We start from the raw sequence: 11,943 nt of genomic DNA, 5'->3' as shown, positions 1-11,943 counted from the left end.
CATTACGTAACAATAAGCGCCGAAACCCTTACCACCCTTGCTTTTCAGATGAACCGTTGTTCTCAAAAGCGGGTGCAAAATAAGGGAGTATTTTTTATATCTCCAAATGTCAAAGCAAAGTTTTTTACGGCCTTTTTGAAGCGCTGTAGCTTAGGGGTTGATTTGATGACGATTGAGACGTAATTATTTTTTGAAGAAAATTGACGACTTGTTGTTTGGTGGTGAAATAGGCCACTGCGTAGGAGCTGAATCGTACTTGAACAAGAGCAAACTCATAGTAAAGTCATACTAAACTCGAAGTAAACTCATAGTAAATTCGATTGTGAGTGAGTTTAATACGACTTAAATATGTATTAAATGTGGTGGAAGTGTGGGGTTGAAACTTGGAGGGGAGAATGCTGAGATGAAAGAATGAGTATGAAAAAGGCTCCCGGGTCGGAGCCTTGAAATCGTTTAGAGCAAATACATCAATCAAATCCGGCTTATGCTTTCAATCTTCACTTTGGCGTCCAACAGTTGGTTCGTATTTTCTAAAGTATGTATCCGTTTAACAACATCCATTCCTTTAACAACCCTTCCAAAGGCAGCAAATCCTTGACCATCTGGATTACGTTTACCTCCATAATCCAATTCAGGCTGTTCTCCAATACAAATAAAGAACTCAGACGAAGCTGTCCCTGGCTCTAAACGCGCCATGCTTATCGTTCCATCTATATGCCGAACATTCGTTTTATCTGTTGTCTCATGAGAAATGGGTTTCAAAGCCTCAACCAAATCATCATGAAATAATCCTCCTTGTATCACTTCAATCTTAACTGAGTTATGCTCTTGATTGGTCAAAGTCACAACTCTGTAGAAAACAGAACCATCGTATTGCTTTTCATCCACCAACTGAAGAAAATTAGAAACAGTGATTGGAGCATTCTTCTCAAAAAGCTCAACCATAATAAGTCCTTCTGACGTTTTAATTTCTACCCGTGGATTAGAACTACAGCCCATTATTAGCAACACGAAAAGTGCCAACAGTATATTTTTCATGATCTTCGTTTTAATAAAAATGATGATACTAATATAATAACGAGAACACCAACTACAATAAATGCCCAGTAATTAATGGTTCGATACCTTAAGCTTAAAACAAAGTCTTTGTACGCAAAACTCCCCCGCTTAAAATGCCATTTCGCAATTCTATTATTAATCGATGTTGCATTAGTACTATATATCCAACCAGGCACTTCCACATCTGCAAAGTAGTCTGTTTCATTCATGAACAGTACCTCATCTTCAATTTGTTTTTCAAACCTGGCAAAATACTCATTACAAAAAGCCTCACTTACCCATTCAACACCAAGCCGCTGATCCATAAGTAAACAAATCTCTTCTAATTCAGGACCATCATCTATTGACGACTCAAAAACCTGCATTATAAATAAGGAGTCTGCTCTGTCCAGCCTGTCTTGTCCATTCACGGAAGCATATTCATCTAACAGCCGAATATACTCTGCCCCTAATGAGGCAGACATATACTTCCAGAACTTTAACTCGCCTTTCTGGTCAAAAACCTTAGTCTCTTCCTTACTCATCGTCTCTACACACGAAGTATCATCAAGGAAAAAATAAGCATATTCTTCATTGGATAGGTAATCATCAATTGAATAATGATGAAAAGGAAATCGCTGAAGGTATGTTTCCGTATATTCATGAAAAGTAAAGAACCACGCAAACCTACTTGTCAATTCAGCATGAACATTATCCTTGGAGGCAGAATCATTTTTTAAATGAAGTGCAAAATTAACTGCTTCAATTGATTCAAAAGTCTTCTCTGCAATAGCCAAAAACAAGGTATCTCCATTTTCTTTATCTATCTTTTTATCATATTTAAGATTCCATCCTTCATTTATATCAAATGAAAAAGGTTGACCATAAACACTAGACGAATCACCTTCGGCAGTAATTCGCTTAAAAACTGTTCCATCTGCATTAATCCGGGTATAATATCTATAGGTCAAATCACCACATGCTGACAAGATGAACAGCAGTATTAATAACATCCAATTTGCTTTCATCGTTTTATAGTTTATTTAGTTAGCATTTCGCAGACACTGTATTCATGACGTAGCTGCCAGGCATTCAGCCGAATATCTTCACCTGATTGATAAACTTTAAAATCAGATGGCGAATATTGCTCTATATGACCTAAAACAGTTTGCATGACAATAAACAGCTCTGAATTTTCGAATTCAAGGAGCTCTATGCTCCCCTTATTTATATATACACCATCATTATGGCGAACAAGGGCACTCGTTTCAAAAAGGGATGCCATCAATTCATTAACTGCTTTTCTGCATTGCCAGTCCGATTTATGTATCATACTTACTGGAGTTGTACGCTGTTCAATCGCCAGACGATTCTCCCAGGTATAAACCTCCATCCAAACATAAGCGCCTAAACTAAAAAGTAGAACAATACTAGCAGCCACTCTTATGAATTGTAATAAACCACCCCGTGACCTTTCCGTATCAATTTCATTTAAAACTTTAGTTTTAAAACTTTGAACATCTCTCAGCCGAGGCTTGTCTCGTCTTGCTTTGGCAAGCAGTTGTTTATAAATATCTTCTTCCATATTAGATGCTTATTACTTTTGGGATTTGCTCTCTCACTTTTTTTCGTGCAACGTATAAATTATCCTTAATTTGCTTTGGCGATAATCCGGTTATAACCGCCACCTCCGCAACATCTATTTCTTCAATCTCGCGCAAAACAAAAACAGCTTTCTGAAGCACCGTTAATGACTTCATCGCTTGTTTAAGCTGAGCTTCCAGGTCTCTATTATACAGTTGAGCTAAAGCATCATCTGCCTGGATTTCATTTTCCGTTTCCAGTACTAGCATTACTCGCTTACGTTGTTTACGAAGCGCATCAATCGCCAGGTGGGTTGCTATTGTATAAAGCCATGTTGTAAACTTTCCTCTTTTACTATTAAAATGTTTTACTTTTTTCCAGGCCAAAATAAAAGCTTCCTGCACCACATCCTCTGTTTCAGCTTCATTTCCAACGATTCGGAAAACAATCGAATAGCAAAAATTCGAATAGCGTTCTACTAATACACCAAAGGCCATTTGATTACCCGATTGACTTCTGCTAATTAATATGTCGTCCGAAATTGTTTTCATTAATTCGTTTACATGTGATACGATAAAGTTAGTGTTTGGTCGAATGATTAAACAAGGAAAAAGCATTTTCGCCCAACTGTTCGAATACGCACACTACGAACAGTGTAACCAACCACCCCTCTCAATCGTCCTATTTACAAAGCCTGACAAAAATCACATGTTCGAAAGCGAACAATATTTCAGTATAAATTAGGCATAATTAGATACCAGAACAAAATATAACAACATATAAAGCTGATTTTATGATACTTCACGCCGTCGGCACGAGTATTGTTAACCTATTTTGAACCCATAAGATTCGATATATCTAAGAAGAAAATATTATGAGCCAAAGCATTATTCGCGTGAATCAACTTCACAAATCGTATGTAACCGGAAGCAATTCATTACATGTACTTAAAGGCCTGGATATTGATATTCAACAAGGCGAGATGGTGTCCATCATGGGCTCATCCGGCTCTGGCAAGTCCACCCTTTTAAACATTTTGGGCATTCTTGACAACTATGATGAAGGTGAATATTACCTGAACAACATCCTCATCAGAAAAATGAATGAACGAAAAGCTGCTGCATTCAGAAACAAATACATCGGTTTTATCTTTCAATCGTTCAACCTTATTTCGTTTAAAAATGCCATGGAAAATGTAGCCTTACCACTCTACTACCAAGGTGTTAGTCGTAAGAAAAGAAATGCAAAAGCATTGGAACTCCTCGACCGTTTAGGCTTGAAAGAATGGTGGAACCACACTCCTAGTGAACTATCTGGTGGCCAAAAGCAACGTATCGCCATCGCCCGTTCGTTAATTTCGGAGCCTAAAGTTATACTAGCTGATGAGCCCACAGGTGCACTTGATACGCAAACATCATACGAAGTAATGGATATCCTTAAAGAGGTGAATGATTCGGGCATTACCGTCATCATTGTGACACACGAAAATGACATTGCTGATATGACTCAGCGTGTTATCCGCCTTAAAGACGGATTAATTGAAAACAATGAGGCAAGTTCCCTAACAGCGGCAAGCGGACAAACCATTTATGCAAACTCATAACCCTGATTAATCATGATAGATTATTTTCAAGAGATAATTGCTACCCTTAGGCAAAATAAGCTAAGAGCGATTATGACCGGTTTTAGTGTTGCGTGGGGAATTTTCATGCTGCTTATTCTGTTAGGTTCAGGTAAAGGACTGCAAAACGGTATGGAGAACAACTTTAGAGGCACATCAAAAAATGCACTTTGGATTTGGAGTCGCCGCACGCAAGTCGCTCATGATGGACTAAAAGCCGGACGACGGATTCGTTTTAATGACCAGGATGCAGTGGCTATTCAGCGTAAATTTGAAGATGACATGGATAACTTCTCCGGTCGTTTTCATATTTGGGGCAACAACGATGTGACTTATAAAACTGAATTTGGTAATTTCCAAACTGAAGGTGTTATGCCTGAGTTTAAAAAAATTCAGATTGTTGACATGGTAAAAGGACGTTACATCAACAAGTTTGATGTGGAGCAGTTCCGAAAATGTGCCATCATTTCAAAGCCTGTTGAGGAAGCTTTATTTAAAGATGATGAAGATCCAATGGGTAAATATATTCGAATTGGTGGCGTTCCTTTTAAAGTAGTCGGTGTTTTTGTCAACCCCGAAGACCGGGAAGACAAACAAATTTACCTGCCTCTAACCACTACACAACGTGTTTTTAATGGTAATAACCGCTTAAACGAGATGGCCATTGCCACCAACGCCATGACGGTGGCTGAAAACAAACGCATTGAAGAAGAGGTTAGACAATTACTGGCCAAGCGACATCATGTAGCACCCGAAGATAAACAAGCCATTGGCATTTGGAACACACTGGAGAACTTCAAACAGGCTCAAGGTGTATTTGCCGGCATCCGCATGTTTGTGTGGGTGATTGGTATTATGACCATCATAGCCGGCATAGTAGGTGTCAGTAACATTATGATTATCCTTGTTAAAGAACGGACCAAGGAAATTGGCATTCGCAAAGCAATTGGAGCTTCACCTTTCTCTATCATCCGCCTGGTTTTATCAGAGTCGGTATTAATTACCAGCCTTGCCGGATTCTTTGGCATGGTAGCAGGAATGGGGCTACTGGCCGGTGCTGCAGCTGTTATCAATATGATTTCAGCCGACAACCAGGAGGTTGAACGCATCTTCTTTAATCCGTCTGCCGATCTTGGAGTTGCAGTCTGGGCACTGATTGTACTCGTAACAGCCGGTTTGGTTGCAGGCTATATTCCGGCACGACGCGCATCGGCCATTCGACCAATTGAAGCATTACATGATGAATAACCATTAACCCCAATTCCTATGTTTGACAGAGATAGATGGCAAGAAATATTTAATGCCATTAAAAAGAATAAATTACGAAGCATACTCACCGCTTTTGGTGTGTTTTGGGCCATTTTTATGCTGGTTGTAATGACAGGCTCGGGTAATGGTCTTCAAAACGGCGTTTACGATGGCTTCAAAGATTTTGCTACCAACAGTGCTTTTATGTGGGCCGAAAATACGACCATTGCCTATGAAGGTTTTAAACGAGGCAGAGGTTGGTCAATTGACAACGATGACATCATCCAAATTCATGACGAAGTTAAAGGTGTTGATGTTATATCGCCTCGATTGCAAGGATGGAACCTGCGAAATGGTGAAAACATCGTGCGTGGCAAACGTTCTGCCGCCTTTAATGTGATGGGTGATTACCCGGCTTATCGAAAAATAGACCCATGTACCATGCCCTGGGGACGTTTTATCAATGAAGAAGACATCCGATTCAAACGCAAGGTTTGCATGATTGGGGAGAAGGTTTACGAGGTAATGTTTGATGAAGGTGAAGACCCGGTTGGCCAGTACTTACGAGTAAATGGTGTGTATTTCATGGTGGTTGGCGTCATGAAATCCAATAACCCTAAGATTAACATTGGTAATAATAAAAAGGAAACAGTTTATTTACCTTTCACCGCAATGCAGCAAACCTTTAACTATGGCGATCGGGTGCATTTCTTTGGCATCACCGTTAAAAAAGGACATAAGGTGAGTGCTGTTATTGATGACATAAAACCAATTTTACAAAAAAACCATAAGATATCACCAGATGATAAAGAGGCTATTGGCCAATTTGACGTACAAGATATGCTCAAGTCGATGAACTACTTATTCTTAGGCATCAACATCCTTATTTGGGTAGTTGGAATTGGTACTCTTATTGCCGGTGCTGTTGGCATCAGTAATATTATGCTGGTTATCATCAAAGAACGCACCAAAGAAATAGGTATTCAACGGGCCATTGGTGCAGGTCCTAAAGTAATCATCGGTCAGATTTTAACCGAATCGGTATTCTTAACCACCATAGCCGGTTTTATAGGCTTAGCTTTCGGAACGGTTGTACTCTTCCTGGTTGACATGGGCATTGATGCATCACATGCCAATGCAAGTCCCGATGACGAAACTTTTTTCCTTAATCCGGAAGTAGGTTTGCCACTGGCATTAGCAGCTTTGGCTATGCTTATCCTGGTTGGACTCATAGCAGGTTTTATCCCCGCTATGAAAGCCATCAGAATAAAACCTATTGAAGCACTTAGACACGAATAAAAAATAAGAACATACTAGAAACTATAAAAAATCTAAACTCATGAAGAAGATATTTAAAATATTAGGCGGCGTTATATTTTTCGCATTATTTGCTTGGGTAATATTTTATCTGTACAACCAATCAAAGAAAGATCCTATCGTTTACGAAACAGAAACAGCTGAAGTAACCAACATCATCAAGAAAACTGTTGCAACCGGTTCTGTTGTACCACGAAAAGAAATTGACATCAAACCTCAGGAAAGTGGTATTATTACTGAGATTTATGTTGAAGCGGGTGACGAAGTAAAAAAAGGCGACTTAATTGCTAAAGTGCAAATTATCCCGGAGATGATTCAGGTGAATAATGCTGAAGCTCAATTAAAAAGAGCCGAAATCAGTTTTAAGAATGCCAAAATTGAGTACAAGCGTAAGAAAGAATTGTACGACACTGGAGTAATTCCTGAATCAGAATTCCTGGAAGAACAACTGCGCTACGAAACAGCCGAAGCTGATAAATTAGCTGCTGAAAACAATCTACAGTTAATTAAAGAAGGTGTGACCAACAATGCCAAAGGACAAACCAATACTTTAATTCGCTCTACCATTACCGGTATGATTCTGGATGTACCTATTAAAGAAGGTAATTCAGTTATTAAAAGTAATACCTTCAATGATGGAACTACCATTGCTGTGGTGGCCGATATGGGCAAAATGGTTTTTGAAGGAAAAGTAGATGAGACCGAAGTGGGTAAAATCAAGCAAGGCATGGCGTTATTATTATCAATTGGAGCCATCGAAGATGAAGAATACAATGCGACACTGGAATCAATTGCCCCCAAAGGCGTAGAAGAAAACGGCGCTATTCAGTTTGAAATTAAAGCAGCTGTTACATTGAAAGAAAATCAATTTATAAGAGCCGGATACAGTGCCACTGCCGATATTGTATTGGATCGCCGCGACAGTGTATTAGCCATTAAAGAGAAGCTTATTTCGTTTAGTAACGATTCGGCATTTGTTGAAATTCAAACGGGCGAGCAATTATTTGAAAAGCGCCTGATTACAACAGGATTATCTGATGGCATTAAGATTGAAATTACAGATGGAATCAGCAAAGAAGACAAAATTAAGATTCCTAAAAGTTAATTAGCACTAGTTTTATTCCCCGCAGATAACGCGGATTTACACAGATTGGTTAATCAACATATACGCGTATTGTATTAATTCAAACAATTATTAATACATTTAGAATTAAAATACCCGGCACCGACCGGGTAAATTAACCAGAAGAGAAAACTTAGGCTCACACCTATCAAAAAAATTATACGGATGAAATCAATAATTGCTATTGCCACCCTATGTTTGATGGCAATCAACATGCAAGCTCAGGATTCTTTGAAAATAGAATGGCAAGGCCAAAAGAAGCAGTGGGCACTGCAAGAGTGTATTGAGTATGCTCACGAAAATAACATTACTGTAAAACGACAGAAACTAAACACTGAATATAATAAGAACCTGCAAACACAAAAAAGCTTAAACTTATATCCAAATCTTAATGCCAGCTCAAGCTATAACCTTGGCTTTGGTCGCGTTCTTGATCAAAATGATTATACATTTAACAACGAAACAACACAAAGAAGTAATTTTGGCGTTTCAACTCAGGTTCCGATTATACAAGGATTAACAAATAGGAATGAAGTTAAGAAACAAAGAAGTCTATACTCTGCATCTCTCCAAAATTTAGAAAAGACAAAGAATGATATAACATTACAGATAACAACAGCATATTTACAAGTATTGTTTGCCAAGGAGCTCTTAGTCGTTGCAAAAGAACAATATGAAACAAGTATGTTGCAAGCAGAAAGAACAAAAAAGTTAGTTGATGCAGGCAGTCAGGCCATGGGAAGCTATTTAGAGATTAAGTCACAAGCTGCAAAAGAAGCACTTAATGTTACTCAGCAAGAAAACAGTTTAGGCATTTCTTTATTAAATCTTGCCCAGCTACTTGATTTGGAAAAGCCTGTTGAATTTGATATTCAGAAACCAGAAATTCCTCAATTACAAGAGTTCTTAACCGATCAGCCACAATCAATCTATCAAGCAGCTTTAGATATTATGCCAGAGATAAAAAGTTCTCAATTTAATCTTGAAAGTAGCGAGTATGATGTAAAAATCGCAAAGGGTTCAATGTATCCCTCACTTGATTTAAATGGAGGATGGAACTCTAGTGTTACTAAACTTGAAAGTCAAACTGATTTTGATTTCTCACAGCAGTTTAAAGATAATTCAAATAGTTATGTCGGCATCTCATTAAGAATTCCAATTTTTAATGGATTGCAATCGAGAACTGCTATTAAAAATGCAAAAATTGGCTATCAAGACGCAAGTTTCGAACTTCAAAACGAGAAACTTAACCTGCGTAAAGAAATACAACAAGCTTATGCCGATGCTATTGCTTCTTATAACAAATACCTTTCAAGTGAAGAAGCGGTGAATTCATTTGCCGAATCATTCCGTTACACAGAGAAGAAATTTAACGTTGGCCTCGTTAACTCAGTTGACTACAATGTAGCTAAAACAGATTATACACGAGCGCAATCTGACTTATTACAAGCCAAGTACGAATATATCCTAAGAACAAAGATTCTTGATTTCTACAAAGGCATTCCAATTGAGCTATAAGGATTCATAATACCCTTTTTACCCTTATTTTTTTGATACACCGGATATTGTTGACTCAGTATCCGGTTTTTTTCTTTCTCGACAAAACTTCTGCCTCTTTATAACAAATGAATAACAAAATGATTGATAAGGCATTTTGCTTATTTTATAGCTTGTCCCGATTAACGGGAGGTTAATACCGAAACAGAATCTCAGATTGTTTTTTTATCCATCGTTTTGATTCGTAATCGGCATTACTAACCAACTTATTTATTAAATTAGCCATGATAAATTACTGAATCTATGAAGAGACCTGTTGTTATTGCGATAGTTGCAATTGTTGTTATTTTAATTGTATTAGTGCTTGGTAAAAAACAAGGCTGGATTGGACAAGAGTACCAGGAAAAAGTGCTGGTTGAAAAAGCCCAGCTACGCACATTAACCGAAGCCATCACAGCCAATGGTAAAATCAAACCCATGGTGGAAGTCAAAATCAGTTCCGATGTTTCGGGTGAAATACTGGAGCTTTTAGTGGAAGAAGGTCAGGAAGTTAAGAGCGGCCAGGTATTAGCTCGTATTCAACCAGATATATACGAGCGTAATTACGAAAAAATGGAAGCATCGGTTAAATCGGCCGAGGCTAACCTGCAACAGGCTAAAGCTCAGCTTCAGCAAAAAGAACTCAACTACGAACGTAACAAGCAATTATGGGAGGATAAAACCATTTCGCAGTCAGATTTTGAACAAATTGAATCGGAGTATGAAATTGCCCAGGCCAATAGCGCATCGGCCAAAGCGGCACTGCGTAACTCACGTGCTTCATTAAAAGAAGCCAAGGACAACCTGAACCGAACAACTATCTATGCCCCGATGGACGGAACCATTTCTCGTCTTAATGTTGAAAAAGGAGAACGTGTAGTTGGAACCGCCCAGTTCGAAGGTACCGAAATGATGACTTTAGCTAACCTACACCAAATGGAAGTGCTAGTTGATGTCAACGAGAATGATATCATCCGCGTAAGTCATTACGACACTTGTTTAATTGAAGTCGATGCCTATTTAAAACAGCAGTTTAAAGGTGTTGTAACCCAAATAGCCAACTCGGCTAAAACACAAGGCACCAGTGCTGACCAAATCACCAATTTTGAAGTTCGCGTTTTAATTCTGCCTGAATCATACAAGCACCTAATCATGGAAGATGTGGATAATATTTACCCATTTCGTCCGGGCATGTCGGCTACCGTTGATATTCAAACCAACACCTGTTACAATACGCTAACAATACCTATACAATCGGTTACTACACGCCCCGATTCGGTAAAAACAGATTCGCTTAAAGCTGATGTAGATAAAGACAATCGCATCGAGGTGGTATTTGTAGTCGAAGATGGGAAAGCCATTCAAAAGAAAGTAAAACCGGGCATACAGAACACCAAATACATTGAGATTTTGGACGGTTTAGCAGAAGAAGATGAAGTTATTAGTGGTCCCTATTCGGCCATTTCGCGTAAGCTAGAAAATGAAAGTCCAGTACAGGTAGTTGATAAACTCTTTGAGGAGAAGAAGGATTAAGTATTGAAAGTAGAAGATAGAAGACCGGAGACAGAAGACGGAAGACCGGAGGTAATTTACATTTTAACAAATGAACTATTGGCTATTAGCTGACAGCTTATTTTTAAAGTCTATGAAACGGATGTCATCTATATTTCAGAATGAGAAATAGATGACATCCGTATTTTATTAGTATTACTATCTTCAAAACAATTTATTATTTTTGCGCCATAAAATAAGGATATGGCGAAGATATTGAGTATTGAAACATCTACTGGCGTTTGTTCGGTAGCCTACAGTGAGAACGGAAAAGTTGTTGCATGTAAAGAATTATTCCAGGTTAATTCACATGCCTCTAACCTAACAGTTTTAATTGAAGAACTGTTTGCGCAAGACTCTACTCCACAAATGAAAGATATAGATGCTGTAGCCGTAAGCAGTGGTCCTGGTTCTTATACCGGCCTCCGCATTGGTGTTTCAACGGCCAAAGGTATTTGCTATGCCCTCAATAAGCCCTTGATTGCCATCGATTCGATGCATATCCTCTCACAACCTTTGAGCATAAAGGAGTGGAATTCACCAGATTTACCTGTTGTCTTTTGTCCCCTAATGGATGCTCGTCGTATGGAAGTGTATACCGCTATTTTTGATACACAACTTAATTTAAAGGAAGAAATTTCTGCCAAGATTGTTGATGAAGAAACATTCTCAAAATGGCTGGAATGCAACAAGGTCATCTTCTTTGGAAATGGCGCCGACAAGTGTAAAGAAGTTATCAAACATGACAATGCTGTTTTTGTCGATGATTGTCATCCATTAGCTAAAAACCTGGCCCCACTGGCTGAGAATTACTACAACAAAAAGCAATTTGAAGACGTGGCCTATTTCGAACCATTTTACCTGAAAGATTTTGTGGCGACCACACCAAAGAAAAAAGTGCTGTAACCGAAAACCAATAAGTATT

Annotated in this window: 12 protein-coding genes; 8 read left to right on the top strand and 4 right to left on the bottom strand. The window is 38.5% G+C overall.

Features of this window, described 5'->3' with window-relative positions:
* The coding region (locus J1N10_RS03825; RefSeq protein ID WP_262325349.1) for a hypothetical protein at positions 1–183 on the top strand (183 nt) is incomplete at its 5' end.
* Positions 184–471: 288 nt separating this feature from the next.
* Here J1N10_RS03825 and J1N10_RS03820 read toward each other — a convergent pair.
* The 4 genes from J1N10_RS03820 to J1N10_RS03805 are packed head-to-tail and all read right to left on the bottom strand — an operon-like array spanning position 472 to position 3,173.
* Positions 472–1,038, bottom strand: coding sequence for a peptidylprolyl isomerase (locus J1N10_RS03820; RefSeq protein WP_262325348.1), 567 nt, complete (start codon positions 1,036–1,038; stop codon positions 472–474).
* A complete protein-coding gene (locus J1N10_RS03815) occupies positions 1,035–2,066 on the bottom strand; it encodes a hypothetical protein (protein ID WP_262325347.1) in 1,032 nt (343 codons plus the stop codon). The genes J1N10_RS03820 and J1N10_RS03815 overlap by 4 nt, the downstream gene beginning before the upstream one ends.
* Before the next feature lie 11 nt (positions 2,067–2,077).
* Positions 2,078–2,623 carry a hypothetical protein gene (locus J1N10_RS03810; RefSeq protein WP_262325346.1) on the bottom strand — a complete coding sequence of 182 codons (546 nt, stop codon included), beginning with the start codon at positions 2,621–2,623 and terminating at the stop codon, positions 2,078–2,080.
* 1 nt (position 2,624) lies between these two features.
* Complete coding sequence (locus tag J1N10_RS03805; RefSeq protein WP_262325345.1) at positions 2,625–3,173, bottom strand: RNA polymerase sigma factor; 549 nt, start codon at positions 3,171–3,173, stop codon at positions 2,625–2,627.
* 323 nt (positions 3,174–3,496) lie between these two features.
* Here J1N10_RS03805 and J1N10_RS03800 point away from each other — a divergent pair, with 323 nt between their 5' ends.
* From J1N10_RS03800 to tsaB, 7 genes are all read left to right on the top strand, one after another.
* Positions 3,497–4,225: an ABC transporter ATP-binding protein gene (locus J1N10_RS03800; RefSeq protein ID WP_262325344.1), complete on the top strand. Its 729-nt coding sequence runs from the start codon at positions 3,497–3,499 to the stop codon at positions 4,223–4,225.
* Positions 4,226–4,237: 12 nt separating this feature from the next.
* Entirely contained in the window at positions 4,238–5,491 is a 1,254-nt protein-coding gene (locus J1N10_RS03795; RefSeq protein ID WP_262325343.1) for an ABC transporter permease, read from the top strand.
* A gap of 18 nt (positions 5,492–5,509) precedes the next feature.
* On the top strand, positions 5,510–6,790 hold the full coding sequence (locus J1N10_RS03790; protein WP_262325342.1) for an ABC transporter permease: 1,281 nt from the start codon (positions 5,510–5,512) through the stop codon (positions 6,788–6,790).
* A 40-nt stretch (positions 6,791–6,830) separates the two neighbouring features.
* On the top strand, positions 6,831–7,913 hold the full coding sequence (locus J1N10_RS03785) for an efflux RND transporter periplasmic adaptor subunit (protein ID WP_262325341.1): 1,083 nt from the start codon (positions 6,831–6,833) through the stop codon (positions 7,911–7,913).
* Positions 7,914–8,096: 183 nt separating this feature from the next.
* Positions 8,097–9,449 carry a TolC family protein gene (locus J1N10_RS03780; RefSeq protein ID WP_262325340.1) on the top strand — a complete coding sequence of 451 codons (1,353 nt, stop codon included), beginning with the start codon at positions 8,097–8,099 and terminating at the stop codon, positions 9,447–9,449.
* Between the two features lie 282 nt (positions 9,450–9,731).
* Entirely contained in the window at positions 9,732–11,000 is a 1,269-nt protein-coding gene (locus J1N10_RS03775; protein ID WP_262325339.1) for an efflux RND transporter periplasmic adaptor subunit, read from the top strand.
* 222 nt (positions 11,001–11,222) lie between these two features.
* Positions 11,223–11,924 (top strand): tRNA (adenosine(37)-N6)-threonylcarbamoyltransferase complex dimerization subunit type 1 TsaB, encoded by a 702-nt coding sequence (tsaB, locus tag J1N10_RS03770; protein ID WP_262325338.1) that lies wholly within the window; start codon positions 11,223–11,225, stop codon positions 11,922–11,924.
* Positions 11,925–11,943 lie beyond the last annotated feature (19 nt).

It is taken from the genome of Carboxylicivirga litoralis, assembly GCF_025499605.1.
GTDB classification, from domain to species: Bacteria; Bacteroidota; Bacteroidia; order Bacteroidales; family Marinilabiliaceae; genus Carboxylicivirga; species Carboxylicivirga litoralis.
This window is presented reverse-complemented; position numbering and strand designations above follow the sequence as displayed.